The sequence below is a fragment of the Paraburkholderia sp. IW21 genome (genome assembly GCF_041321145.1).
In the GTDB taxonomy this organism is placed as follows: Bacteria; Pseudomonadota; Gammaproteobacteria; order Burkholderiales; family Burkholderiaceae; genus Paraburkholderia.
On the sequence record NZ_JBGGWA010000007.1, the window covers coordinates 191,621 to 218,040 of the forward strand.

At 60.6% G+C, this 26,420-nt stretch carries 24 protein-coding genes; 9 read left to right on the plus strand and 15 right to left on the minus strand.

What is annotated here, in order from left to right:
• The first annotated feature begins 75 nt into the window (after positions 1 to 75).
• From ACAX43_RS18475 to ACAX43_RS18485, 3 genes are read left to right on the plus strand one after another with little or no spacing between them, the layout of a single operon-like run.
• Positions 76 to 624, plus strand: coding sequence for a (2Fe-2S)-binding protein (locus ACAX43_RS18475; protein WP_370709860.1), 549 nt, complete (start codon positions 76 to 78; stop codon positions 622 to 624).
• Positions 621 to 1,625 carry a xanthine dehydrogenase family protein subunit M gene (locus ACAX43_RS18480; RefSeq protein WP_370709861.1) on the plus strand — a complete coding sequence of 335 codons (1,005 nt, stop codon included), beginning with the start codon at positions 621 to 623 and terminating at the stop codon, positions 1,623 to 1,625. Before ACAX43_RS18475 ends, ACAX43_RS18480 begins: the two co-directional genes overlap by 4 nt.
• Positions 1,622 to 3,871, plus strand: coding sequence for a xanthine dehydrogenase family protein molybdopterin-binding subunit (locus ACAX43_RS18485; RefSeq protein ID WP_370709862.1), 2,250 nt, complete (start codon positions 1,622 to 1,624; stop codon positions 3,869 to 3,871). Before ACAX43_RS18480 ends, ACAX43_RS18485 begins: the two co-directional genes overlap by 4 nt.
• Positions 3,872 to 3,984: 113 nt before the next feature.
• Here ACAX43_RS18485 and ACAX43_RS18490 read toward each other — a convergent pair whose 3' ends face one another.
• From ACAX43_RS18490 to ACAX43_RS18500, 3 genes are read right to left on the minus strand one after another with little or no spacing between them, the layout of a single operon-like run.
• On the minus strand, positions 3,985 to 4,287 hold the full coding sequence (locus tag ACAX43_RS18490) for a HigA family addiction module antitoxin (protein WP_370709863.1): 303 nt from the start codon (positions 4,285 to 4,287) through the stop codon (positions 3,985 to 3,987).
• 11 nt (positions 4,288 to 4,298) lie between these two features.
• Positions 4,299 to 4,595: a type II toxin-antitoxin system RelE/ParE family toxin gene (locus tag ACAX43_RS18495; RefSeq protein WP_370709864.1), complete on the minus strand. Its 297-nt coding sequence runs from the start codon at positions 4,593 to 4,595 to the stop codon at positions 4,299 to 4,301.
• Positions 4,596 to 4,638: 43 nt separating this feature from the next.
• Positions 4,639 to 5,043 carry a PRC-barrel domain-containing protein gene (locus ACAX43_RS18500; RefSeq protein WP_370709865.1) on the minus strand — a complete coding sequence of 135 codons (405 nt, stop codon included), beginning with the start codon at positions 5,041 to 5,043 and terminating at the stop codon, positions 4,639 to 4,641.
• 207 nt (positions 5,044 to 5,250) lie between these two features.
• On the opposite strand from ACAX43_RS18500, the gene glgX reads away from it, so the two are divergent.
• From glgX to ACAX43_RS18515, 3 genes are all read left to right on the plus strand, one after another.
• Positions 5,251 to 7,467 carry a glycogen debranching protein GlgX gene (gene glgX / locus ACAX43_RS18505; protein ID WP_370709866.1) on the plus strand — a complete coding sequence of 739 codons (2,217 nt, stop codon included), beginning with the start codon at positions 5,251 to 5,253 and terminating at the stop codon, positions 7,465 to 7,467.
• A 146-nt stretch (positions 7,468 to 7,613) separates the two neighbouring features.
• Complete coding sequence (locus ACAX43_RS18510) at positions 7,614 to 7,793, plus strand: DUF2934 domain-containing protein (RefSeq protein WP_370709867.1); 180 nt, start codon at positions 7,614 to 7,616, stop codon at positions 7,791 to 7,793.
• 191 nt (positions 7,794 to 7,984) lie between these two features.
• The gene (locus ACAX43_RS18515) at positions 7,985 to 9,976 is read left to right on the plus strand and encodes an AI-2E family transporter (protein WP_370709868.1); all 1,992 of its coding nucleotides are present in this window, start codon (positions 7,985 to 7,987) and stop codon (positions 9,974 to 9,976) included.
• A 162-nt stretch (positions 9,977 to 10,138) separates the two neighbouring features.
• Here ACAX43_RS18515 and ACAX43_RS18520 read toward each other — a convergent pair whose 3' ends face one another.
• The 12 genes from ACAX43_RS18520 to ACAX43_RS18575 all read right to left on the minus strand — a co-directional run bounded on the left by ACAX43_RS18520 (position 10,139) and on the right by ACAX43_RS18575 (position 20,211).
• Positions 10,139 to 12,403: a hypothetical protein gene (locus ACAX43_RS18520; RefSeq protein ID WP_370709869.1), complete on the minus strand. Its 2,265-nt coding sequence runs from the start codon at positions 12,401 to 12,403 to the stop codon at positions 10,139 to 10,141.
• Complete coding sequence (locus tag ACAX43_RS18525; protein ID WP_370709870.1) at positions 12,396 to 13,190, minus strand: hypothetical protein; 795 nt, start codon at positions 13,188 to 13,190, stop codon at positions 12,396 to 12,398. The genes ACAX43_RS18520 and ACAX43_RS18525 overlap by 8 nt, the downstream gene beginning before the upstream one ends.
• The gene (locus ACAX43_RS18530) at positions 13,187 to 13,399 is read right to left on the minus strand and encodes a hypothetical protein (protein ID WP_370709871.1); all 213 of its coding nucleotides are present in this window, start codon (positions 13,397 to 13,399) and stop codon (positions 13,187 to 13,189) included. The genes ACAX43_RS18525 and ACAX43_RS18530 overlap by 4 nt, the downstream gene beginning before the upstream one ends.
• On the minus strand, positions 13,392 to 14,186 hold the full coding sequence (locus ACAX43_RS18535) for a hypothetical protein (protein WP_370709872.1): 795 nt from the start codon (positions 14,184 to 14,186) through the stop codon (positions 13,392 to 13,394). Before ACAX43_RS18535 ends, ACAX43_RS18530 begins: the two co-directional genes overlap by 8 nt.
• A gap of 19 nt (positions 14,187 to 14,205) precedes the next feature.
• Entirely contained in the window at positions 14,206 to 14,394 is a 189-nt protein-coding gene (locus ACAX43_RS18540) for a hypothetical protein (RefSeq protein WP_370709873.1), read from the minus strand.
• Positions 14,387 to 15,178 carry a hypothetical protein gene (locus ACAX43_RS18545; RefSeq protein ID WP_370709874.1) on the minus strand — a complete coding sequence of 264 codons (792 nt, stop codon included), beginning with the start codon at positions 15,176 to 15,178 and terminating at the stop codon, positions 14,387 to 14,389. The genes ACAX43_RS18540 and ACAX43_RS18545 overlap by 8 nt, the downstream gene beginning before the upstream one ends.
• A 2-nt stretch (positions 15,179 to 15,180) precedes the next feature.
• Positions 15,181 to 15,387: a hypothetical protein gene (locus tag ACAX43_RS18550; RefSeq protein ID WP_370709875.1), complete on the minus strand. Its 207-nt coding sequence runs from the start codon at positions 15,385 to 15,387 to the stop codon at positions 15,181 to 15,183.
• Positions 15,380 to 16,174 carry a hypothetical protein gene (locus ACAX43_RS18555; RefSeq protein ID WP_370709876.1) on the minus strand — a complete coding sequence of 265 codons (795 nt, stop codon included), beginning with the start codon at positions 16,172 to 16,174 and terminating at the stop codon, positions 15,380 to 15,382. Before ACAX43_RS18555 ends, ACAX43_RS18550 begins: the two co-directional genes overlap by 8 nt.
• Positions 16,175 to 16,193: 19 nt before the next feature.
• Positions 16,194 to 16,382 carry a hypothetical protein gene (locus tag ACAX43_RS18560; protein WP_370709877.1) on the minus strand — a complete coding sequence of 63 codons (189 nt, stop codon included), beginning with the start codon at positions 16,380 to 16,382 and terminating at the stop codon, positions 16,194 to 16,196.
• A complete protein-coding gene (locus ACAX43_RS18565; protein ID WP_370709878.1) occupies positions 16,375 to 17,172 on the minus strand; it encodes a hypothetical protein in 798 nt (265 codons plus the stop codon). Before ACAX43_RS18565 ends, ACAX43_RS18560 begins: the two co-directional genes overlap by 8 nt.
• A 1,198-nt stretch (positions 17,173 to 18,370) precedes the next feature.
• A complete protein-coding gene (locus ACAX43_RS18570; protein ID WP_370709879.1) occupies positions 18,371 to 18,553 on the minus strand; it encodes a hypothetical protein in 183 nt (60 codons plus the stop codon).
• 116 nt (positions 18,554 to 18,669) lie between these two features.
• Positions 18,670 to 20,211 carry an FAD-dependent oxidoreductase gene (locus tag ACAX43_RS18575; RefSeq protein ID WP_370710032.1) on the minus strand — a complete coding sequence of 514 codons (1,542 nt, stop codon included), beginning with the start codon at positions 20,209 to 20,211 and terminating at the stop codon, positions 18,670 to 18,672.
• Positions 20,212 to 20,486: 275 nt separating this feature from the next.
• Between ACAX43_RS18575 and ACAX43_RS18580 the strand changes: the two genes are divergently transcribed.
• The 3 genes from ACAX43_RS18580 to ACAX43_RS18590 all read left to right on the plus strand — a co-directional run bounded on the left by ACAX43_RS18580 (position 20,487) and on the right by ACAX43_RS18590 (position 26,417).
• Positions 20,487 to 22,640 (plus strand): ATP-binding protein, encoded by a 2,154-nt coding sequence (locus tag ACAX43_RS18580; protein WP_370710033.1) that lies wholly within the window; start codon positions 20,487 to 20,489, stop codon positions 22,638 to 22,640.
• A gap of 131 nt (positions 22,641 to 22,771) precedes the next feature.
• Complete coding sequence (locus ACAX43_RS18585; RefSeq protein ID WP_370709880.1) at positions 22,772 to 23,056, plus strand: hypothetical protein; 285 nt, start codon at positions 22,772 to 22,774, stop codon at positions 23,054 to 23,056.
• 373 nt (positions 23,057 to 23,429) lie between these two features.
• Entirely contained in the window at positions 23,430 to 26,417 is a 2,988-nt protein-coding gene (locus tag ACAX43_RS18590) for a CheR family methyltransferase (RefSeq protein ID WP_370709881.1), read from the plus strand.
• Positions 26,418 to 26,420 lie beyond the last annotated feature (3 nt).

Genomic DNA, 26,420 nt, shown 5'->3' on the forward strand with positions numbered 1-26,420 from the left:
AGCCGGCGTGCCTGGTGGCACGTCGCTTGCGCCAGCCGTTTGTGCTGCGCGTGACTTATCGTCAGGAGAAAACCCATGGACACCCCCATTGCAGAAACGGCGCTTGACCTCGTGCCGCCCGGCGTCGAGCGTGTGCCGGTGACGTTCGAAATCAACGGTAAAACCCAACAGTTCAAGGTGGAAGCCTGGACCACGTTGCTCGACCTTCTGCGCGAACACTGTCATTTGAGCGGCACCAAGAAAGGCTGTGACCACGGCCAGTGCGGCGCGTGCACGGCGATTGTCAACGGCCAGCGCATCAACACCTGTCTCGCGCTCGCCGCCGTGCGCGACGGCGCAGCGATCACGACGATCGAAGGCCTCGCCGACGGCGACACACTGCACCCGGTTCAACAGGCCTTCATCGACCACGACGCCTTTCAGTGCGGCTACTGTACGCCGGGGCAGATCTGCTCCGCCGTTGCCATGCTCGACGAGGGCCACGTGAAAACCGCCGACGACATCCGCGAACAGATGAGCGGCAATCTGTGCCGCTGCGGCGCGTATACCAACATTGTCGCGGCGATTCTGGACGCGGCGGATTTGAGCGATCAACGATCGCCAACACCGGGAGCGCGCCCATGAACCGCTTTTCCTATGCTCGTGCGAGCGCTGTCGCTCAGGCGATCGACCAACATCGCGCGAACGCCACGGCGGCGTTTATCGCGGGCGGCACCAATCTCGTCGACCTGTTGCGCGAAGACGTGGCGCGTCCCGCGGTGCTCGTCGACATCAACCGACTGCCGCTTAAAAGTATCGACGCGACGCCGAACGGCGGCCTGAAAATCGGCGCGCTGGTAACCAATAGCGCCGTGGCTTATGACGACACCGTGGTCATGCGCTACCCGCTGCTTGCGCAGGCGATTCTGGCGGGTGCGTCGGCGCAGATTCGCAATGTGGCGACAGTCGGCGGCAATCTGCTTCAACGGACCCGCTGCCATTATTTCTACGATGCCGGCACGCCGTGCAACAAACGCGACCCCGGCACAGGATGTCCGGCCAAGGAAGGCATCAACCGCATCCACGCGATTCTCGGCGCGAGCGATCAGTGCATTGCCGTGCACCCGTCGGACATGTGCGTGGCGCTGGCGGCGCTCGATGCGACCGTGCACCTGAGCGGTACGGACGGCACGCGTACCTTGCCGTTTGCCGACTTTCACCGTTTGCCCGGCGATACGCCGCATATAGACAGCAATCTGCGCGCCGACGAACTGGTGACGGCGATCGAGTTGCCTGAAGAAGGTTTCGCCGCGCATCACGCTTATGTCAAAGTGCGCGACCGGGCCTCGTATGCGTTCGCGTTGGTGTCGGCCGCGGTCGGTGTGGAACTCGACGGTGACATGATCGTCGACGCCCATTGCGCACTCGGCGGTGTCGCGCACAAGCCATGGCGCGATCCTGAAGCCGAGACCTTATTGCGTGGTGAGCCATTGAACGCAGCCACTGTGCGCGGTTTTGCGCAAGCGCTGCTGCGCGGCGCGCAGGGCCGGCGCGGCAATGCGTTCAAGATCGAACTGGCGGCGCGCGTCATCATGCGTGCATTCGAACTTGCGACGCAGCGCTCGCTTGAGGAGGTCGCACCATGAATCGCGCCGAAACATTGCCTGGTTTGCGCGCCACCGGCGTGCCTCACAAGCGCGTCGACGGCAAGCTGAAAGTCACCGGCGCCGCGCACTACGCTGGCGATTTTGGAGCCGAGGGACTCACTTACGGCTTCGTCGTATCGAGCACGATCGCGACCGGCCGTATCGTTTCGATCGATGCGTCGTCCGCGCTCGACACACCCGGGGTGCTGCGGGTACTGACGCATGAAAATCGCTCGGCACTCCCGCTCGCCGATAAGCCGTACAAGGATCAGGTTGCACCGGGTGGCAGCCCGTTCAGGCCGTTGTGGGACGAGCGCGTGTGGTACAGCGGGCAACCGGTCGCGCTGGTGGTAGCCGAATCGCTGGAGCTGGCGCGCTATGCGGCGTCGCTCGTGAAGGTGCGTTACGAACCCACGCCTCATCAGACGGATATGAGCGAAGTCGTGATGGACGCCGTGCCGCCATCGACGGAAAAGGGCGGCTTCGAGCCGCCTCCATCAGCACGCGGAGACGCGGATACGGCCCTTGCGAGCGCGGTGGTCCGTGTCGATGCGTTCTACAGCACGCCGGCGGAGTATCACAATCCGATGGAAATGCACGGCTGCACCGTGGTGCCGGATGAACAAGGACGGCTGACTGTGTATGAAAAGACCCAGGGCGTCGGCAACACCAAGACGTACCTGACTAACGTATTCGGCCTGAAGGACGACGACCTGCAAGTGGTGTCGCCGTTCGTCGGCGGCGCGTTCGGTTCCGGGCTGCGTCCGCATTATCACCTGGCGCTTGCGGTGATGGCCGCACTCGATCTGAAGCGGCCGGTGCGGGTGACCCTGACGCGGCAGCAGATGTTCACCTTCGCGCATCGTCCGCAATCGATCCAGCGTGTCGCGCTGGGTGCGGCGGCAAACGGCAAATTGCAAGCCGTAATTCACGAGGCCGTGTCGGAGACCTCGCAATACGAGGACTACTGCGACGTGGTCGTGAACTGGGCCGGTCAGCTGTACCAATGCGACAACGTCACAATGGGCTACAAGGTCGCCCGGATCGACGTGCCGACGCCAGCCGATACGCGAGCGCCGGGCGCGGCTCAAGGCCTCTTTCCGCTCGAAATGGCGATGGACGAACTGGCCGAAGCCCTGCAGATGGATCCGCTCGAATTGCGTTTGATCAACTACGCCGAGCGCGACGCCAACAAGAATCTGCCGTTCTCGAGCAAGGCCTTGCGCGAGTGCTATCGCGAAGGCGCGGCGCGCTTCGGCTGGGACCCGCGGCCGCTCGCGCCGCGTGCGAAACGCGAAGGGAACGAACTGATCGGTTGGGGCATGGCGACGGGATCGTGGGACGCCCTGCAGAACGAAGCGGCCGCGCGCGCGGTGCTCACACGTGACGGTCGCGTGAAAGTGTCGAGTGCGACCGCCGATATCGGTACCGGCACGTACACGGCGATGAGTCAGATCGCAGCGGATGCGCTCGGCGTATCGATCGAAGACGTCAGTTTCGAACTCGGCGATACGCGCTTGCCGAAGGCGCCGATCGAAGGCGGATCATGGACGGTGTCGTCGGTCGGCAGCGCAGTCGACGTCGCGTGCAAGCGGCTGCATAACCGGCTTGTCGAGTTGGCGCGGCAGCACGGCGGCGAGCGCTTTGCGACCGTTGCGCGTGAAGATATCAGGCGCTCGGGCGAGCGGCTCGTGTGCGGTCCTGATGCGGACGATGCCGTGCGTATCGACGCATTGTTCGATCGAGCCGGACTGGACACGCTGGAAGAACAGGCGAGCGTCAAGCCGCATGAAAAGCAGCAGGCGTATTCAATGGGCACGCATTCGGCGGTCTTCGTCGAAGCGCGGGTGGACGAAGCGCTGGGCACCGTGCGCGTGACACGCGTGGTGAGCGCGATCGCGGCGGGCCGCATCATCAATCCGAAGACCGCGTCCAACCAGATTGCCGGTGGCGTGGTGTGGGGCATCAGCATGGCACTGCACGAGCATGGCCAGTTCGACCATGCGCTTGGGCGGCAGATGAACCACAACCTGTCCGAGTATCACGTCCCCGTGAATGCGGACATCCACGCTATCAACGTGCTGTTCGTGGACGAACCGGACGACATCGTCAATCCGCTGGGTGCGAAGGGCGTCGGGGAAATCGGCGTGGTGGGCGTGGCGGCAGCGGTGAGCAACGCGATCTGGCATGCAACGGGCAAGCGGGTAAGGGACTTGCCGATTACGTTGGATAAGCTGTTCGGCTAAAGCATGGTGTGAAGTGCGGAGCGTGGTGAGAAGCGCTCCGCGCGTCTGCCTCGAACAGAAAGGACGTGCATGGTTCTACGGGCGGTGGCGCCAAATGGCCACCTCAGGCCACCTCAGGCGGCGAGCCGGTGCTGCTCGATTTGTCTGAGGGTCTCTTCGCCGATCTTTTCGCGTGCCATTTCCGTGTCGAAATGGGTTTGCAGATTCATCCAGCTCTGCGCGTCCGTGCCGAAGAATGCGCCGAGACGTACTGCCGTGTCAGCCGTGATCGCGCGTTCGCCTTTTACGATTTCATTGATGCGGCGCGCCGGCACGCCGATTGCCTTGGCGAGCGCATACTGGGTAACTTGCATCGGCTCGAGCCATTCCTCTGCGAGGATCTCGCCCGGCGTTGCGAGTGGTACTTGGCGGGACATGAAACTCTCCTTCAATGGTAGTCGACGATTTCAACATCGCTTGCGTGCCCCGCCTCGAACTGGAAGCAGACTCGCCATTGATCGTTGATCCGGATGCTGTAGTGGCCAGCCCGATCGCCTTTTAGCAACTCAAGCCGGTTCGCCGGCGGTATGCGCAAAAATTCAAGCGTTGCCGCCGCATGAATCTGCTGCAGCTTGCGCATTGCCACCTTTTCGATATTAGCGAACCGGGCAATACGAGTGCCCTTGAAAAGGATCTCTGTGTCGCGGCAGGCAAACGAAATAATCGTCCCGACATAATAACGCAACGCGTTATTAACGTCAAGCGTTATTAGTTGATATTGACCTGCTTCAGTCTGGGGCGTACTTGAATTCAGGCAGCGCTTCCAGCGACTTTTTCGTCGCATCGGGCAGGACCACGCGGCGGTTGTTGATTTGCAGGTCTGTGAACGGCACGGCGACCAGATGCTTGCCTATGCCAAGGAAGCCGCCCACTGACAGGATCGCATACGTGCTGCGGTCCGCGCTCGGCGAAACGATCAGATCGTCCAGCGTGCCGAGCGTGTCCTTGTTCTTGTTATAGACGTCCACGCCGGCTAGCTTCGACGCGCGATACCCGCTAGCCAGCTGAACGACGTCGGTGCGTTTCTCCGTGATTGCCTGCGGGGCGCCTTGGGCGTACGTGGTAGTGGAGGCCGCGAGCGTGCCGAAAAGCAGTGCGGCTGCAACGAGCGGCTTGGTTGACATGGTTCGCATGGTGAGTGTTCTCCCTGTTGTCTGGTGTGGACGCGTGTTTAGGCTTACGCACGGGCCAAAGGTCGTCTTTCACCTTGGCCGCAGCAAGCGTTGTGCCTTGGCGCCGTCGTGCCGTGCGCGCAGCGCTTGGGCCCGGAATTTGCTGGTTCAGCAAGCTTGCATACTCAAACATGCGCGCCAGCGCGCCCAGCTTCCACAGGAACCCCTATGTCATTCCAGGCCAATTACTCGACGCGCATCGCGGAAGGCACACCTTTCCCGCTTGGCGCGACATGGAACGGAAGCGGTGTCAACTTCGCGCTGTTCTCAGCGCACGCCACCAAGGTCGAACTCTGTCTGTTCGACGAAACCGGCGAGACGGAAATCGAACGCATCGAGTTGCCGGAGTACACCGACGAGGTATGGCACGTGTTCGTGCCGAATCTCAAACCGGGTGCGGTGTACGGCTATCGGGTCCACGGGCCCTATGAGCCGGAAAAAGGACATCGCTTCAATCCGAACAAGCTTCTGCTCGACCCCTACGCCAAAGCCCATATCGGCGAGCTCAAATGGGCCCCGGAAATCTTCGGCTATACACTCGATTCGGAAGAAGGCGACCTGTCATTCGACGAGCGCGACAGCGCGCCCTTCGTGCCGAAGTGCAAGGTGGTCGACGCCAATTTCTCGTGGACGCATCCGGAACGCAATGCGCAGCCTTGGGAGCGCGTGATCTTCTACGAAACCCATGTGCGCGGCTTCACCAAACGCCATCCCGAAGTGCCCGAAAATTTGCGCGGCACCTTCGCGGGACTCGGCCAGCAAGTCGTGCTCGACTACATCAAAGGTCTCGGCGTCACGTCGGTCGAATTGATGCCGATCCAAACCTTTGTCAACGACAGTTATCTGCTCGACAAAGATCTCACCAACTATTGGGGCTACAACACGATCGGCTTCTTTGCGGCCGATCCGCGTTTCTTTGCGTCGGCGACCGACTCGGTCGGCGAATTCAAGGAAATGGTGGACCGCTTTCATAACACCAACCTCGAAGTGATTCTCGACGTGGTCTACAACCACACCGCCGAAGGCAACGAGCGCGGCCCGACGATTTCCTTTAAAGGCATCGACAACGCGTCCTACTACCGCCTGATGCCCGACGAGCCCCGCTACTACATCAACGACACCGGCACCGGCAACACGCTGAACCTGTCGCATCCGCGCGTGTTGCAAATGGTCACCGACAGCCTGCGCTACTGGGTGACGGAAATGAAAGTCGACGGCTTCCGTTTCGACCTTGCGACGATTCTCGGCCGCGAGCCGCACGGCTTCGACGAAGGCGGCGGCTTCCTCGACAGTTGCCGGCAGGATCCGGTTCTCTCCAGCGTACGGCTCATCGCGGAACCGTGGGACTGCGGCCCGGGCGGCTATCAAGTGGGCGGTTTTCCGCCGGGCTGGGCCGAATGGAACGACCGTTTTCGCGACACCGTGCGCGAATACTGGAAGGGCGACGAAGGCGCGGTGGGTGATCTCGCCAAACGCCTGACCGGCTCGGGCGACAAGTTCAATCATCGTGGGCGCCGCCCGTGGGCCAGCGTGAATTTCATCGCCGCGCACGACGGCTTCACGCTCAACGATCTGGTCTCGTACAACGACAAGCACAACGACGCCAACGGCGAAGACAACAAAGACGGCCATTCCGACAACAAGTCATGGAACATGGGCGTCGAAGGGCCGACCGACGACCCGGAAATCCGTCAGCAACGCGAACGCCAGAAACGCAATCTGCTGGCCACGCTGCTGCTCTCGCAAGGCACGCCGATGATCCTCGCGGGCGACGAATTCGGCCGCACGCAGAAGGGCAACAACAACGCGTATTGCCAGGACAATGAAATCAGCTGGGTCGATTGGGAAGGCATCGACGACGACGGGCGCGCGCTAACCGAGTTCGTCAAGAATCTGACGACGCTGCGGCATCGCCTGCCGGTGCTGCGCCGCGGGCGCTTTCTCTCCGGCGAATACAACGAGGCGCTCGACGTGACCGACGCGCGTTGGCTCGCACCGGACGGTAGTGATCTTTCGCACGAACAATGGGACGATCCGTCAATGCGCTGCTTCGGCGTGGTGATCGACGGGCGCGCGCAAGCGAGCGGCATTCGCCGTCCCGCGTCGGATGCGACCTTGCTGCTGGTGTTGAACGCGCATCACGACGTCGTCAATTTCACGCTGCCCGATATTCCCGAGGGCGACCAGTGGACTTGCCTGCTGGATACCAACATGCCCGTGCGAGCCGAGCTGCCTCAATTCGCCGCCGGCGACGCGTATCAGGTGACAAGCCGCTCATTGCTGCTGTTCGCACTCGAAGCACCGAGCCACGCGACGCAACGCGTGTTCGATCGCCTGGAAGAGCAACTCACCACGGATGAAAGCGAACGTCCTGCCGCAACGTGAGATACGCGGGTGTGGGCCGGGCGTGAGCGCTAACCGCCAGGTATAGCGCTTGCTCGCTTTCGAATAGCCGCGCGTTTGCCGCATTTCGCGGCACGTGCGTGGCGCCGCCGGTGTCGGTCTGTGCCGGTCCAACTGAGGATGGTCAAATGGAACAGGAACAAGCGTCTCGAGAAGAACAGATTCGTACACGCGCCTACTACCTCTGGGAGCAGGCCGAAGAGCCGAAGGGAACGCCTGATGAATACTGGGAGCAGGCGCGCGACGAAATCGAGAAGGAAGCGCCGCCGATAGAAAGTGGGCCGGTTGCTGAAGCGCCGAAAAAGTGAAAATGCGAATTTGCGAAGGTGTGTCGGCTCGCCGGCCGTCGCGGAAGTAAAGAAGGAGTAGTGGAACAGAACACCGGGGTGCAGCGGCGAGTTGCATCGTCGACGCGCGGAATAATGGCCGCAATGCAGCCGCGCTGGCAGCTCGAATGATCTGTCACGCCTGACGAAATGGAACCGGACAGATCTGCAAAATGAAGGAATTCCCCGACCCGCGTGACGCGAGGCCAGCCGCCCGCATTCAGGCGCCGCCTCCCGCATTTGGCATTGACGGCTTGATCGCGATTGCGGTCGGCGTCACGGTGGTTGCTTGCCTGTATTTCGCACGTGCCGTGCTGATTCCGATCACGCTCGCGATTCTGCTCAGTTTCCTCGTCGCGCCACTTGCCAATTCGCTTGGACGATTGAAACTCGGACATGTGGCGTCCGTGTTCGCCGCGGTGACAATTTCGGTGTCGGTGATCGTGATGCTCGGCGCGGTGATCGCCATGCAGTTGAGCGATCTTGCAGCGGGCGTGCCCCGCTATCAGGCGACCATCGAACGCAAGATGGACGCAGCGCACAGCCTGACCATCGGCAAACTGAACCGTCTTGCCGGCGTGGCCGGCCAGGCGCTGCAACGCGCGACCATCGAGCCGCCGCAAGCACAAGCGCCGCGCGATGCCTCAACGCACGCGAGCACCCATCTGCCTGCCGCCGTACCCGTCGAGGTGCGCGAACCGGTGCCGACGCCGTTCGAACTCGCGCGGCGCGTGCTGTCGCCGGCGATCAGTCCGTTGGAAACCGCGTTTATCGTGTTCGTCGTGATGGTGGTGATCCTGCTGCAACGCGACGACCTGCGCGACCGCGCGATCCGCCTGTTCGGTTCACGCGATCTGCACCGCACGACCACCGTGATGGACGAAGCCGCGCGGCGCTTGAGCCGGTACTTCGTTTCACAACTCGGTGTGAATGCCGGCGTCGGCGTGGTGATCGGCGCGGGATTGTTCTTCATCGGCGTGCCGAGTCCGATTTTGTGGGGCATTCTCGCCGCGTTGCTGCGGCTCGTGCCGTACGTGGGCATCTGGATATCCGCGACGCTGGCCACTGCGCTCGCCGCCGCTGTGAGTCCTGAATGGACGATGGCGATCTGGTCGCTCGTGCTGTTCGGCACGGTCGAGTTACTGGTGGGGCAGGTGGTGGAGCCGCTGCTATACGGACACAGCACTGGGCTCTCGCCGTTTTCGGTCGTGGTGGCGGCGATTTTCTGGAGCTGGATCTGGGGGCCGATAGGGTTGATTCTGTCTACGCCATTGACGCTGTGCCTGCTGGTGCTGGGACGGCATGTGAGACGCCTGGAGTTTCTCGACGTACTACTGGGCGACCAGCCGGCGCTGACGCCGGTAGAAAACTTTTACCAGCGAGCGCTCGCGGGTGACCCGGACGAAGCGATCGAGCAAGCTGAGGTGCTGTTGCGCGACCGCTCGCTGTCAGCCTACTACGACGAAGTGGCGATCAAGGGCTTGCAGCTCGCCGCCATTGACGTGATGCGTGGCAGCGTGACGGCCGTGCAACTCGCGCGGATCGAGGCAACCACGAACGATCTGGTCGACGGGCTGGACAGCTATGAAGATCGCGAACCCTCGCCGCCGCAGGCGGAAGAGAACTGGAGCGCGGTGGGGCCGATGGCCGCTTCTTCAGAGACGGAAGGGGCAGTGCGGGCGGAGCCGGCTGCGTCGAACGTCGAAACGACGGATGAGGGCAACGGGGAGGGGGATGCTGCTGCGAAGCGGGTGTTGTGCATTGCTGGACGCGGGCCCGTCGATCCGCTCGCTACGACGATCTTGTTGCAGTTGCTGGGCAAGCATGGGTTTGTTGGGCGGGCGGTGCCGCATGAGGCCGCTTCGCGGGCATCGATCGATAGTCTCGATGCCGATGACGTGGGGATCGTCTGTATTCTTTATTTGCAGATCGATGGGATTCCTTCGCATCTGCGCTACCTGGTTCGGCGTATTCGGGCGAGATTGCCGAAGGTGTCTATTGTTGTGGGGCTGTGGGCCGCGGAGGACACTGAAAAGTGGAGTGCGGATTTGCAAAGTGCGATGGGAGCGGAGTGTTATGCGAGTTCCTTGCAGGAGGTTTTGGGGGCCTGTCGGAGGATTGAAGCTAGCAGGATGGATCAAGGCTTGGCTGTTGTGAATGGGTGAGAGGGGCCTGGCGGCGGTTTCGGGTTTCTGGGCTCTTTGCTCTACTGAAAACGTACTTCCTGGGCCAAGACCTAGCAATCGCATTCCCGTATGACGCCTGCCATTCTGCTTTTCTCCCTTACTCAATGCATGCCGGCATGCGGCTGCCGGCTCGAACACCCTTCAAAAACCCATTGCGGGTCGCGCACCGGGCCCGTTCGATAGCCGGTCCACGCGTTGCGCATTGCGATCGTCTGCCGCGCGCTGCCTGGCTTCCTTCTCGATGTCGCTTTTGCCGAACGTATCGGTTGCGCGCGTCTGGAAGTAGAGCGTCGATGACAGGATGTGGTCGTGCCAGCTGGTCAGCATCGTGTCGTGCACAAGCAGGTCGAAAAGCGCCATGACCTGCGGCGGAAGCGGCGTTTTTCCACTGGCGCCGTCTTGCCAGGCTTTTGCAAGCGCTACCTGCTCAGGTGTCAGCATCTCAGCCTCGATGATGCCCGCAGCTGCGCCGGTAATGTCCGGGTCGTAAGGAAGATCCAGGCTGGTATCCCGGGCCCGGATGCGCTTGAGGGTCGCCTCCAGTTCGGGTTGCTTCGAGAGCCGCCGGGTCAGTTCGGCGGATTCGCTGTCAATGCGTTCCCAGACGTGCACGACAGGCCTCGAGAGCGCCTCGGAGGTCGGGATCAGATCGCGTTGCCGCTGCGCGTCGAGCTGCTTGTAGCGAGCGAGCAGGCTGTCGAAATAGGCGCGGTTCGCCGGCGTGTTGCGCTCGCTTGCCGGCAGGCTTTCCAGCCGTTCGTGTTCGATGCGCAGCTTCTGTTGTGTATCGCTTTTCTCGGCTAGCAATGCCTGCCAGTCGGCTAACTTATGCTTGGCCGGGGAGGTGATCGAGGCGCGGAATGCGGGGTCCTTATAGCGCACTGCGAGCCAGCGCAGGAATACCTCCATGTGGGACTGGAAATCGAGTCCTTTTTTGTGGGGCACCAGCGTGCGGTATGCGGCGATCAGGTCGGGGACCTTGTAGCTTGTCGTGCCGACGGAGATGGGGTGGGCGAGGGTGAATTTGCGATAGGTGGGGCCTTTGTATTTGAACAGGTCCTCCATCATGTCCACCGCCGCGCCCGCCATCAAGGCCTCGTTCAGCATATCGCGCAGTGCAACGCGCTGGAGTTCCGCGCGGAACCCCATCGAACCTTCCGGTGCCCCGCCTGTGATGTCCTCACTGGTGCCCGGATACAGGTACTGGTCGCCACGCGTCTTTTCGAGGCTGTCAAGCCGTTGATAGAAACGCAACTCGTGCGCGGCTGCAAAATGAACGCACTTCTGAACGGCCTGCGGCACGCCCAACGGCCGGTCGCCGTAGTTCTGCCTGATCATGTTCACGAGCGGCACGAAATCAAGCAGTTTGTTCTCGGCCATGATCGACGAAACAGCGTCGAGCAGACCCAGAAACTTGATCTCAATCGGGTCACCCTTCTCCGGCGCATCGCCGATCCTCAGGTCGACGTCGTCGCGTCGCTTGTATCTGCGCACCAGTTCATTGACGAATATACGCGCCAGCACGCCACCGCGATCAGCGCCGAACACGGAGACTTCAATACGCTGGACTTTCGACATCTGCGCCTTCGCATCGCGATAGGCGGCGTCGAACTGCTTCAACGCCGCGTGCAGCCGATCCTCGACGCCCGTGCCGAACAGGCCTGATACGGCTGCGTTATCGCGTACCTGCGGAATCGAGTCCATCGCGACGTCGACGAAGACTCCTTTGGCGACAGACCAACCTGCCTTGAGCGGGTTTTTCCGGAGGTCATACAACGTTGCCCGAACGGCCGCCTTGCCGCGCGTCACCCAGCGGTCGTCGCGGGCCATCGTCAGCACGCGGCCCAGTTTGGCAGGAGCCCTCTTCGCTTCTGCGATCAGGTCGGCGTAGGCTTTGGCTACCGGACGGAAAGACATCTCGTCAAGTGCTTCCGCTACCGCGCTCTTTGCCGCTTTGCCTGGTGCCTTTTTCAGGTCCAGCAACTTGTCGACACCGACAACCTTCTGCGCGGTGGATTTCGCCGAGTTCGCAGCCGATTTGCCGACGGCGGTCGCCGTTTTAACTGCGGCGGAGACGATTTCATTGTTGGCCGCGTCCTTGTTTAGCTCCGTGCCCAGCCCGGAATAATAAAAGCGGTACCAGAACTGGTTGGGCATACGCTGTTGCCGACGATCGCGCATGTCTCGGTGCGCTTCCCACAGTCGACAGATGTTCGAATAGCGTGAAGTCGACGGATCGTCGTGGTCACGATTGCGGCCAAACCCATCGAAGAAGAAGCCCATCTTGATCACCGCACCACACGGGATGCAGTCATCGTGCCTGTAGGGCTTGTGCGCCGCCAGCATTCCGTCGAGGACCTTCATCGGGGTCCGGTCTGCAGCATCGAGTTGCGTAGGGTCAGCCATGAGTCGCTCCTGTCTGGATGTGTTCAAATGTGTCGCGCTTCAGTTGCTCGACAATCGGCGTTGGCAGCTTTTCCATTGCGGCACCGAACGCACCGGGCTTGCCCTTCGTATCTGCCAGAATTCGCTGAATGGCAGGGTGCTTGTCGAAATCAGGATTTACCAGCAACCTGTAATACACGTACTGTTCAAGATCCTGTGTGTTGGTGAGGCGATACTTCAACCAGCCTTCCGACGCCACACGGGCCGTTCGGCGGAATGCGACAGCATCGTCGTACGAGGACGGGTCGAATGTCTTGCCTTGCTTCTTGTCCAGCCAGTCATCAATCTCTGCGTAAAAGATGCGCGTACCCCTCAGGTCGTGACGGAACTCGAACTCGATGTGATCATCCGGGTAGAAGTGCAGACCGAGAATGCGCTCGCCCGCTCCGCCATCAAGTTTTGTTGGCGGGAAATGCACGCGAGTAACTTTGTGGATCTCCTGAAGCGGACCATAAGGATCCTTCAGAAATTCATCCTGATCCATGACATACCAGTCGACCGTAAAGTCGGTCCCCTTCAGCTTGTAGCAACAACTGAGGCTTCCCTCGCCTGACCCAGGCATCAGATCGCCCCCACCACCGGCCTTGTTTCCGTATTTGTCGGTGATGACGAACCGGTCGAGGTTATAAGGCGTGTAGTTGAAACCTTCAATGCTCAGTCCGCCATACGTCGGCTCCGACGAAAGCGCATCGCACCCTGCGACGAACGTCAGGGAAAGAAGCAGTGCGTAAAGAAATCTGTTTTTCATGGTCGCTTTGCCCGACGGTTTAGATGGTGAAGACCAGAGTTGTCGTGGACACGATCGTGGCCAAATCCATCGAAGAAGAAACCCGTCTTGACGACCGCACCACATGGAATGCAGTCATCGTGCCTGTAGGGTTTGTGCGCTGCCAGCATTCCGTCGAGCACCTTCATCGGTGTGCGGTCAGCGGCATCGAGTTGCGTAGGGTCAGCCATGAGTCGCTCCTGTCTGGATGTGTTCAAATGTGTCGCGCTCCAGTTGCTCGACGGTCGTTGCCGGTAACTTCTCCATCGCGGCACCGAACGCGCCGGGCTGGTCTTTTGTTTCGCTGAGAATTTTCTGAACGGCGGGATGCTGGTCGAACTTCGGATTAACGAGCAACGTGTAGTACACGTACTGTTCAAGGTCCTGTGAATTCACAAGTCGGTATTTGAGCCAGCCTGTGGAAGCTATGCGAGCCGTGCGTCGAAAAGTAGTCCATTCATCCAAAGCGTCTGGATTCGCCCGCTTTCCATACTTTTGATTAAGCCAATAGTCGATCTCGGCATACTCTATGCGCGTGCCCCTCAGGTCGCGACGGAACTCGAACTCGATATGATCGTCCGGGTAGAAGTGAAGGCCGAGGATGCGCTCGCCCGCACCTCCCGGAACTTTCGTCGGTGGCAAATGGACTTCAGTAACCTTGTGAATCATATTGATCGGCGCGTAGGGATTTATCATCGCCTTGTCCTGATCATAGACGTCCCATTTCACCTTAAAGTCCGTTCCCTTCAGCGCGTAGCAGCAACTGAGACGACCCTGACCTGACCCAGGCATCAGATCACCACCCCCACCGGCCTTGTTTCCGTATTTGTCGGTGATGACGAACCGGTCGAGGTTATAGGGCGTGTAGTTGAAACCCTCAATGCTCAGTCCGCCATACGTCGGCACGGATGAAAACGCATCGCACCCTGCGATGAACGTCAGGGAAAGAAGCAGTGCGTAAAGAAATCTATTTTTCATGGTCGCGTTGCCCGACGGTTTAGATGGTGAAGACCAGAGTGTCGTGGTCACGATTGCGGCCAAACCCGTCGAAGAAGAAGCCCATCTTGATCACCGCACCACACGGGATACAGTCATCGTGTCTGCAGGATTTGTGCGCTGCCAGCATTCCGTCGAGGACCTTCAGCGGGGTCCGGTCAGCGGCATCAAGTTGCGTAGGGTCAGCCATGAGTCGCTCCTGTCTGGATGTGTTCAAATGCGTCGCGCTTCAGTTGCTCGACAATCGGCGTTGGCAGCTTTTCCATGGCGGCACCGAACGCGCCGGGCTGGTCCTTTGTTTCGCTGAGAATTTTCTGAACGGCTGGATGCTGGTCGAACTTCGGATTGAGCAACCAGAAATAGACGTACTGTTCCAGGTCCTGGGTGTTCGTCAGGTGGTATCGGATCCAGCCGTTGGCGGCAACACGGGCCGTCCTTCGAAATACAACCATGTCATCCTCGCTCTCTGGATTGAGAAGCTTTCCGTGGGTCTTGCGCAGCCAGTCCCACACGTCTGCATAGAGAATGCGCGTACCGCTCAGGTCGCGACGGAACTCGAACTCGATATGATCGTCCGGGTAGAAGTGCAAGCCGAGGATGCGCTCGCCCGCACCTCCCGGAACTTTCGTCAGTGGCAAATGGACTTCAGTAACCTTGTGAATCATATTGATCGGCGCGTAGGGATTTATCATCGCCTTGTCCTGATCATAGACGTCCCATTTCACCGTAAAGTCCGTTCCCTTCAGCGCGTAGCAGCAACTGAGACGACCCTGACCTGACCCAGGCATCAGATCACCACCCCCACCGGCCTTGTTTCCGTATTTGTCGGTGATGACGAACCGGTCGAGGTTATAGGGCGTGTAGTTGAAACCCTCAATGCTCAGTCCGCCATACGTCGGCACGGACGAAAACGCGTCGCACCCTGCGACGAACATCACGGAGAGCAGTAGTACGTAAAAAAATCTGCTTTTCATGATCACGTTGTTCGACGCTTTAGATGGTGAAGACCAGAGTTGTCGTGGTCACGATTGCGGCCAAACCCGTCGAAGAAGAATCCCATCTTGATCACCGCACCACACGGGATACAGTCATCGTGCCTGTAGGGTTTGTGCGCTGCCAGCATTCCGTCGAGCACTTTCATCGGTGTCCGGTCAGCGGCGTCGAGTTGCGTAGGCTCAGCCATGAGTGGCTCCTGTCTGGATGTGTTCAAATGTGTCGCGCTTCAGTTGCTCGACAATCGGCATTGGCAGCTTTTCCATTGCGGTACCGAACGCGCCGGGCTGATCTTTTGTCTCGCTCAGGATCTTCTGGACGGCGGGATGCTGGTCGAATTTCGGATTAACGAGCAACGTGTAGTACACGTACTGTTCAAGGTCCTGTGAATTCACAAGTCGGTATTTGAGCCAGCCTGTGGAAGCTATGCGAGCCGTGCGTCGAAAAGTAGTCCACTCATCCAAAGCGTCTGGATTCGCCCGCTTTCCATACTTTTGATTAAGCCAATAGTCGATCTCGGCATACTCTATGCGCGTGCCCCTCAGGTCGCGACGGAACTCGAACTCGATATGATCGTCCGGGTAGAAGTGAAGGCCGAGGATGCGCTCGCCCGCACCTCCCGGAACTTTCGTCGGTGGCAAATGAACTTTGGTAGTCTTGTGAATCATATTGATGGGCGCGTAGAGGTCCTTGACAGCCTCATCTGCGTCGTAGACATCCCATTTCACCGTAAAGTCCGTTCCTTTGAGCTTGTAGCAACAACTCAGACTGCCTTCCCCGGACCCTGGCATCAGATCACCGCCACCACCAGCCGTATTGCCATACTTGTCATAAACAACGAATCGACTCAGGTTGTACGGCGTGTAGTTAAAGCCCTCCATACTCAGTCCGCCATATGTCGGCACGGACGAAAACGCATCGCATCCTGCGACGAACATCACGGAGAGCAGTAGTACGTAAAGAAATCTGTTTTTCATGGTCACGTTTCTCGACGGTTTAGATGGTGAAGACCAGCGTGTCGTGGTCACGATTGCGGCCAAACCCGTCGAAGAAGAAGCCCATCTTGATGACCGCCCCGCACGGAATCCAGTCATCGAGCCTGTAGGGTTTGTGCGCCGCCAGCATTCCGTCGAGTACCTTCATCGGTGTCCGGTCAGTGGCATCGAGTTGCGTAGGCTCAGCCATGAGTTGCTCCTGTCTGGACGTGTTCAAATGCGTCGCGCTTCAGTTGCTCGACGGTCGTTGCCGGTAACTTCTCCATCGCGGCACCGAACGCGCCGGGCTGGTCTTTTGTTTCGCTGAGAATTTTCTGAACGGCTGGATGCTGGTCGAACTTCGGATTGAGCAACCAGAAATAGACGTACTGTTCCAGGTCCTGGGTGTTCGTCAGGTGGTATCGGATCCAGCCGTTGGCGGCAAGACGTGCAGTGCGCCGGAACACGACGCTGTCGTCCTCGGCGTGCGGATTAAGAAGCTTTCCGTGGGTCTTGCGCATCCAGTCCCATACGTCCGCATAGAGAATGCGCGTACCCATCAGGTCGCGACGGAACTCGAATTCGATATGATCGTCCGGGTAGAAGTGCAGGCCGAGGATGCGCTCGCCCGCCCCACCAGCGACTTCGGTAGGAGGAAGATGAACCTGGGTCACCTTGTGAATGTCCTGAATCGGCTGTTGTGCATCAATCGCCTTGATCGCAAGATCGGCATCGTAGACATACCAGTCCACCGTAAAATCAGTCCCCCTCAGCTTGTAGCAGCAACTGAGGCTTCCCTCACCTGACCCCGGCATCAGATCGCCCCCACCACCGGCCTTGTTTCCGTATTTGTCGGTGATGACGAACCGGTCCAGGTTATAAGGCGTGTAGTTGAAACCCTCAATACTCAGTCCGCCATACGTGGGCACGGATGAAAACGCATCGCACCCCGCGATGAACGTCAAACAAAGTACTAACAACCAAATCGTTTTCTTATTCACGTTCACGCGCCTTGACGGAGAGCGAAGTTCTCGCGGAACGCGTCGTCAATCTGCGAAAGCGCGTCGCAAGTCCGGTACGGCGCGCCCATGCGCCCGGTCGCCTCGAACGACACAATCGACAGATTCTTGCGTTGGTCGTGCCCGGCACGTCGACGAAGTACGACTGCCGTCTGGTCATCGCCTTACTCCGATTCGCGTACGTTCTGACTTTCCTGGGCAGACCCGCCATCGTCTCATCTCCGGTTTTCATCGCAACCGACGGGACAAGAGGGCGTATGCCTATGTCGATTCGGTGCTTGTGTTTGGGGTCAGGAAGGTAAACATTTTTCGGATTCCTGTGAACTACCTTCAAAGCTTTTTTCGACATTCGACAAAAAACAGTTTTTTCCTACAAACGCGCTCCCCACTCTTGCGTTATTAACTACGTCAACTTGAGTTGGAGGCGCGCATTGCAACAAAATTTATGCGCGATGTTGATATAAGAAGATGTACTACTCGATGCCCGAATCGCGTTTTTCTATCCACGTATATAGAAAACGGGAAAGACTTCGCCCCGTGGGGCCATCACAAGCTCATAGTTTCTGAATTCAATACAGACCGACTACGAGCGAGCATCGAAGATGAACGGATGGAACGATAGGCGGGATGCTTACGCGAAGCACGATGCAGCTTTGCCGCGCGGCGCACCAGAAAACTGTAGATGGCCTACCCAACGAACGCGTGATTGGCATTGGCGCATGCGCATCATGCAACATGCCGCCAACAATTGAAGAGACATTGCGATGAGCGTGGCGCTCGCCGTACTGAATAGCGGAAGTTCAACGGATCGATTGAAGAGACCAACGCCAGATGATCTTCTCGCGGCGCAGTTACCGCGATCCGGATTCGAATGGAGCGTGGCGTCGGGTCGCGCCGAAGAAGACGCTCCCGGCGGATACACCACTGAAGCTGGAACGGGTCGACCGGGAACGGGTGGTAACGACTGATCCCGTCAAATCGAATCCGGAATGATCAAAATGGCGCACTTAACCGGAACGGTCTTTGAAAAGAACGCCATTGGCGGAAGGAAACCGCGTGACATCCAGGACTAAAGCGACAACGACCGTTGCGACTTCCGCGTAGTCGACCCGGGTTCTCGCGCAGTTCCTAACCTAAAAGACATCACGCCGAGGCTGAGCCGGTGCCCCCGTGCATCGGCCTAGTGGCCGGCCGGCTTTCCGGTCGAGGGCTTGTCCTTGGCGGCGGTGTCCTTTTCGGGGACGATCTTCGTCGTGCCGCCTGTGGAGGGCGGATCGCTGGCCGGGAAGCTGTCTTCACCCTCCTTGTCGATCTGCTTTTCACTCTTGTCGGCGTTGGGGTGTTGTTCTTTGTGCTGGGTCATAGCAACTTCTCCTTCAGATAAGCGCGAAAAACCGCGCGGGCACACTCGTGTTTTACATGCGCATGGACTTGGGCGAGGTTTGGCCGAGCGTGCTTCACTCGTCCAACGCCTGCGCGCTATTCGCTTTTGATGATCTTCAAGGCGTCGGAGCGTGACAAGCCACGGCTCATCGCCTCGATTAAATGCGCCGTTTGAGCTTCGCGTTCGCAGGCGAGCACGGCGGCCACCTTGTCGTCCTTTACATACAGCGCAACGAATTGCTGGTGATCGAGTTCGCCGTCGATTACGACGTCGTCCCACTCGCTCGCATGGCCGAGGTATTCAAAGCGCTTGCCGACGTGATAGGTCCAGAAATACGGCACGCCAACGTAACGATGGCGCGCGCCACACATGTTTTCCGCTGCTATGCGTGCCTGTTGCTGCGCGACGCGCCAATGTTCGACGCGCACGGGTTCCTGATCTTCATGCAACGAAAACACGGCGATGTCGCCGGCTGCGTAAAGTCCAGGCGCGGCTTGCATGCCCGCGTTGACGATCACGCCTCCATCCTTTTGCAGCGGCAATCCTTCGACAAAGCCCGTAGCAGGCGTAACACCCGTGCCGAGGAGCACGATGTCGGCGGCGACGTGGTTGCCACTTTCGAGCATCACTTCATGCACGTTGCCTTCCTCGCCTTCGAGCGAGGCGACCTTCGCTTCGAGACGGAACACGACGCCATTGCGTTCGTGCAGTTCGCGCAACATCGTGCCGGCGCGCTCGCCGAACTGCCTCGCGAACGGCACTTTTTCCGGCGAGATGACGGTGACGGAGATGCCACGTTTGCGCAGCGAGGAAGCCGTTTCCAGACCGATAAAGCTGCTGCCGAGAATGGCGACCTGAGTATCTTCGCCGATCGCTTCGACGAGCGCGGCGGCGTCGGCGAGATTGCGCAGGACGTGCACGCCGCCGAGTTCACGACCAGGAATGGATGGGATCTTCGGCACGCTGCCGGTGGCGAGCAGCGCGGTGTCGTACACCAGTTCGCTGCCGGTTTCAAAATGGATCGTGCGCCTGGGCACATCGAGCCGCGAAACCTTCGCGACGATACGTTCCACGTCGTGCCGATCGAACCAATCCGTCGCGAGAAGAGGCGGCACATCGCCTGGCGCCATCTCGCCGGACGGCACGAATTTGCTCAACGCGGTGCGATCGTAGGGCGCATGCGGCTCTTCGCCGATCAGCGTGATGCGTCCGGCAAAGCCGCATTCGCGCAACGCCGCGCAAGCCGCGGCACCCGCCGCGCCCGCGCCGATCACCACGTAGTGGGGCTCGCGCGCGGATGCGTCGTGGACTGGCTGTGGCAGTTTTTCCGGCGTGACCATCACGTCGTCGCCGCTCACTACCACCGGATAACGGTCGAGCGCGACCAACGCGGGCGGTTCGAGCACGTTGCCGCTGGCGACGTCGAAAGTACCCTTGTGCCACGGACAGATAATCCTGCCGTTACATAGCGCGCCCTTTTCCAGCGGGCCGCCGGCATGCGGACAATCCGCGGCGTAGGCGTGCACCGTATCGCCATCGCGCACCAGCAGAATGTTTTCGCCATCCACCACGATGCGTTCGGCGCGGTCCGCTCGCAGTTGTGACAGCTGGGCGACGCGTCGGGCAGGCGTTGGCATGGTCGATTCCTCGCGGAAGGTAAGGGGCAGCCGGGTCATTCGGAAATCCGCGCTCGTCGGTCGATACCTCGATACTTCGACGGACGCCTCTTCGATAGCAATCCATGTGCCTGACTAAACGCGCCACACGTGTGGCGTTTTCGTCGTTGGCCGCCCTATGGAGAACAGCTGAAGTGCGGTAAATTCCGGGAACGGGAATTAGCGCGCGAACAATGCGGGGCGCCTTGTGGATTGCCATCCTCGACCTGTGTTTATCTTTCATGGAGATCGTGACCGTGCAACGTGCGGAGCGTGACGCAGTCGATTTCCCTATGCCGTCGCGCAATTTCGCGGCGACGCGGCGCGTGCTTCTGATCGTGCTTGCTGTTTCGATTGTGTTTCCCCTGGCCTGTCTCGCGGGTTATGGCTATTTCGATTATCAGCACCGGGTCGCCGATTCGAACGACATGATCGACCGGCTCGCGCGCGTGACCGAGGAACAGGCCGTCAAGGTGCTGGACCTCAATCAGCAGGTGGCTTCGCGCATCGTCGACCTGCTCGGCAACGACGATGACGCGCGGATTCGCGCGCACGAAGCTGCGTTGCACGACCGTTTGCGGCAGATCGGCGGTGACTTCCCGCAGGTCGCGTCGATTTTCCTGCTAGGCGTGAGCGGCAATTTGCTGGTGTCGAGCCGCGTTTATCCGGCGCCGGTGCTGTCGACGACTCACCGCGACGATTTCAACAGCGCCAAAGCAATGCGGCCGCGGCCGTTCTTCTCGGAACCCGTGTTCGGAGCGCTGTCGCACACCAATGTGTTCAACACTGCAATCGGCCGGTCGGGCGCGTATGGACAGTTCCTCGGCGTGGTGTCGGTGGCGCTGCGTACCGACTACTTTTTGCGTTTCTATCGTGAGTTGACGAATGGCGATGCGTCGCTCTCGTTGGGGCTGTACCGTCAGGACGGCACCTTGCTGGTGCGTTATCCGGCATGGCCGGCGGGCGCCAAGCCCACCCAGAAGAGCCCGTTCACCGCGGCAATGCGCGATAAAGAGTTGTTTGGTCACATTCGTATGAATTCGACCGTCGACGGCGTCGAACGGCTGTTGGCGTTTCGCCGTGTCGGCGACTATCCGCTCTATGTGACGAGCGCCTATGCAACGGCCTCGATCGCCGACGCGTGGCGCCGGCACTTCGTGTTGATCGCCGCGATCACCGCCGTGCCTTGCGCCGCGATCTGGCTGCTGGTGTTTTTCTGCTTGCGCCAACTCGCGGACGAGCGCCGCGCATGGGAACGCTGGCAAGGCGAAGTCGCCATGCGTCTTTCCGCGGAGGCAGCGGGCCGGCAATTGCAGCGCATGGGGGCGCTCGGCAATCTCGTCGCCAATGTCGCGCACGATTTCAACAATCTGCTGATGGTGGTGTCGGCCAACACCGAACTCGCGCGTCTGAAGCGCTATAACAACCTGGAAAAAGAAGTGCTGGCCGTTGAGCGCGCCACCGCGACGGCGGAATCGCTGACGCGGCGCCTCTTGAGCGTGGCGAAAAAGCAGCCGCTCAAACAGGAACCGATCGATCTTGCCCGATGGCTGCCCAGCGCCGCACCGTTGATCGATGCAGCGCTCGGCGACAACGTCGAAATGGCCTTGAACGTGGTCGACAATGTGTGGCAGGTGCTGGCCGATCCGACCGACCTCGAATTCGCGATCATGAATCTGGCCGTCAATGCGCGCGATGCGATGCCGCGCGGCGGCCACTTCGTGATCCGTTGCCAGAACAACCGGCTGGTGAGCAGCGACACCTTGCTGCCCGACGGCGAATATGTGCTGATTGCGTGTTCCGACGACGGCGAGGGTATGCCCGAAACGGTCGCACGGCGTGCGTTCGAGCCGCTGTTCACCACCAAGCTGCGCGGCTCGGGTACCGGCCTTGGCCTCGCTCAGGTCCTCGCCATGTGCGAACAGGCGGGCGGCACAGCCAAAATCGACAGCGTGCCAGGCAGCGGCACGACGGTCAGACTTTATTTGCCGCGCTATCGTGATCGCCGGAAGGCGTCGGCGCCGAACGTGGAAATGTCGCAACAACCGGCGTCGACTTCAAGCGGCGTGGTGCTGCTGGTAGAGGACAACGATGACGTGGCGGCGGGTGTGGCCGCCGTGCTGGAAAGTTTCGGCTGCGAAGTGCGGCACGAACTGACCGCCGACCAGGCGCTCGACATACTCACCGGCGGCGCGAAGTTCGAACTCGTGCTGTCCGACATCCAGATGCCGGGCAAGCTCAACGGCATCGACCTGGCGGAGAAAGTACGCAGTGCGTGGCCGGGGCAGAAGATCGCGTTGATGACGGGCTACGCCGACGAACTCGAACGCGCGCGCCGCCTTGGCATAGCGATACTCGCCAAGCCGTTCAATATCGATGAACTGCACGCACTGGTGGCGTGCGAACCGTAAAGCGCGCTGAGCGCCGTTCGAAGCGTGTCAGGATGCGCGGCACACTCCTTGCTGAAGGATCGATGAGGCATGCGTATCTGGCTGGACCAGCCGGCGCAACCCGCTTCTTTTTCGACACAGGAGAAAAAGTCATGAAGATCAGAAACGCATTGCTCATCTCGACGCTGCTCGCCGCTTCGTCGCTTGCGATGGCCCAAGGCAGTGGCGGCGGTGGTGGCGGAGGGCCGGCCGGGAATGACCCGAGCGCAGGCACCAACGCCGGCGCCACGCGCGAAGGCGGCGACATGCAGGCTTCCGGCGCTATGGCTCATTCGAAGTCGATGAAAAAACATCACATGAAGTCGTCGAAAAAGTCGTCCATGGACAGCACCAACATGCCGGGCGCCGACGCCAGCAGCGACACCAAGGGCCAATAAGCAGAAGGCGCGCATCGCACGACAGCGCATTGTGCGAAGCGCCTTTGGCTAACGAACGTGGCGGTCCCACCGAAGCCGTACAAATGCCCGGAGCGGCTCCGTCCTCCGGGCATTTGTACGTCCTGCCGCGCGCGGGAGACGGGCTGGCCGATAGGGTGGCATTCGGGAACACGCCCGGTCATGCGGCAAAGCCGCGCGGTTAAAGGCGTACCGGCCTTTGCAACCCGGCGCAACACACGCGACAATGCGGGCGGAACCAGCAAGAGCCCATCGTCGTACGAAGATGAGGCGGGCTAAGACGCAGCGCAGTGCACAAGGGATCGATATGGCGGGCAGTGAAGCAGGGGCGTCTTCAACGAATACGCAGTCGACTGTGCAGACGAGCACTCAAGCAGGCACCCAAAGCGCCGATGTCAACGCAGCGGTCCCACGTGCGCCTCGCGCTGCCCCCCTGGACTTCCCGGTGGTCGGCATCGGCGCGTCGGCGGGCGGCGTGCAGGCACTTCTGCGCTTCTTCGAGAACGCGCCGGTCGATATGGACATGGCCTTCGTGGTCGTGCTGCACCTCTCGCCCGACCACGCCAGCAGCGCCGACCAGGTGCTGCAACACGCCACCGGCATGCCGGTGCGCCAGGTGCGGCACGCCATGCAGGTCGAAAAGAACCACGTGTATGTGATTTCGCCCTCGCACGATCTTTCGCTCGACGACGGCCATCTCACGCCCATCGACGCCGCGCGGCCGCGCGGCCGCCCGATCGCCATCGACCTGTTCTTCCGCAGCCTCGCCGACGCGCACCGCGAGCGGGCGATCGCCATCGTGCTCTCGGGCACCGGCGCGGACGGTGCGACCGGCATCGGCCGCATTAAGGAGCAGGGCGGCGTGACGATCGCGCAGGACCCGGCGGACGCTGAATACCCGGAAATGCCGCAGAACGCGATGGCGACCGGCATGATCGACCTGACGCTGCCGGCTGCGGACATGCCGCGCAAACTTCGCGAGCTGGCTGACAACGCCCGCGCGATCCGCCTGCCGCCCGCGGACGACGAACCTGAAACACTCGCTGTCAGGCGGTCCGATCCCGTTTCGTCTGCCGAACGGGCGTTGCTCGGGGTGCTGGCCACCTTGCGCGCGCGCACCGGGCACGATTTCCGGCACTACAAGCGGGCCACGATCCTGCGGCGGATCGAGCGCCGTCTCCAGGTCAACGGCATTCCCGATCTGCAAACCTATCAGGACTATGTCCTCACGCATCCCGACGAAACACCGGCGTTGCTCAAGGACATGCTGATCGGCGTGACCAACTTCTTTCGCGATCGGGAAACCTTCGAGGTGGTCGAGCAGGAAATCGTGCCGAAGCTGTTCCAGAAGAAATCGGAGGACGATCCGGTGCGCGCCTGGATAGCCGGCTGCGCGAGCGGTGAAGAAGCCTATTCGCTGGCAATGCTGCTCGCCGATCATCCGGAACGGCACGAAGGGATTCCGGTTCAGCTGTTCGCTACCGACATCGACGAACGCGCGATCGCTTTCGCCCGTGCGGGCCTCTATCCCGAGTCGATCACGGCGGACGTCTCCGCGCCACGCCTGCGCCAGTTCTTCACGCCGGAGCGCGCCCACTTTCGCGTCTCCAAGGCCATCCGCGAAAAGGTGTTGTTCGCGGTGCATAACGTGCTGCGCGATCCGCCGTTTTCGCGCGTCGACCTGGTGTCGTGCCGCAATTTGCTGATCTATCTCGATCGCAGCGTGCAGAGCCAGGTGCTGCAAATGTTTCACTTCGCGTTGCAACCTGGCGGCTATCTGCTGCTCGGCAGCTCGGAATCCGCCGAGGCTGCGGGCGACCTGTTCACACCGGTCGATAAAAAGAATCGCATCTATCGCGCGAACGTGGTCACCGGCGCGGTGCGCCCGCCCCTCAGCATGCCGGTCGTGCAGCACGGCGGCGTGGTCGCCGCCATCAGCGCCGGTCCCCCGTCACCGCTGCCGCAGACTTTGCCGTTCTCGGCCTTGCATCACCGGATTCTCGAGCTGTATGCGCCGCCGAGCGTCGTGGTCGATAGGGATGCGAACATCCTGCATATGTCCGAGCACGTGGGACGTTTCCTGCGGTTCGTGCGCGGCGAGCCGTCGTACAACCTCATCACGCTGGTGAATCCGGCGTTGCGCCTGCAATTGCGCGCGTCGCTGTTCCAGGCCATGCGCGCCGATACCGAAGTGGCGACCGCTCCAATCGAATTCACCTCCGAGGCGCACGTGCGGATCATCGTGCGCCCTTATCGCCGCACCGAAGATGCGCCGGAGTTCGCGCTGGTGCTGTTCGAGGAGAGCGCGGCCGGCGCGGCCGTGGCGCACATCCAGCCGGCCAGTCCGGCCGGGCAGGACTCGCTGCTGGGGCACCTCGAAGACGAACTGCATCGCACAAAGCAGGAATTGCGCTCCACGGTCGAACAGTCGGAGGCTTCGACTGAAGAGCTGAAAGCATCGAACGAAGAATTGCAGGCGATCAACGAAGAATTGCGTGCGGCCACCGAAGAACTCGAGACCAGCAAGGAAGAACTGCAATCGTTGAACGAGGAGTTGTTTACCGTCAACGCCGAGTTGCAGGCCAAGATCGAGGAAACCGGCAAAGCCAAAGACGATCTGCAAAACGTGATCGCCTCGACCGGCATCGCGACCGTTTTCGTCGATCGCGAGATGCGCATCAAGCGCTATACGCCGGCTGCGACCGAACTGTTCAACGTGATTCCCTCCGATGTGGGCCGTCCGTTGCACGACCTCACGCACCGGCTCGAATACCCGCAAATGGCTGAGGACACGGTCACTGTTTTCGACTCGCTGCAACTGATCGAGCGCGAGATTCGCGGCATTGACGGGCGCTATTTCCTGACGCGCCTCTCGCCGTATCGCACTACCGACGATCACATCGACGGCGCGGTGCTGACCATCGTCGACGTCTCCGCGTTGCGGCGCGCCGAGCAGCAGGTGCGTATCAGTGAAGCGCGCTTGCATCTCGCCGCGCAAAGCACCAACGACTTCGCGATCATCGTGCAGGATCGGGATGGCCGCGTGGTGACGTGGAACAAAGGCGCGGAGCGAATTTTCGGCTACAGCGAGAGCGAGATGACGGGGGAGTTGCTCGATCGACTCTATCTGCCGGAACAGCGCGAAGCGAACGAACCCGCTGGCGAGCGGCGGCGCGCGCTGAACGACGGCCGCGTCGAAGACGAGCGCTGGTACATCCATAAAGACGGCGCGCGCCTGTATTGCAGCGCTGTGATCACGCCGGTGTCGTCGGAAAGCTTCAGCGGCTTTGCCAGGATCGTGCGCGATCTGACGGAACGCAAAGGTACTCAGGCGCTCGAATAGTCG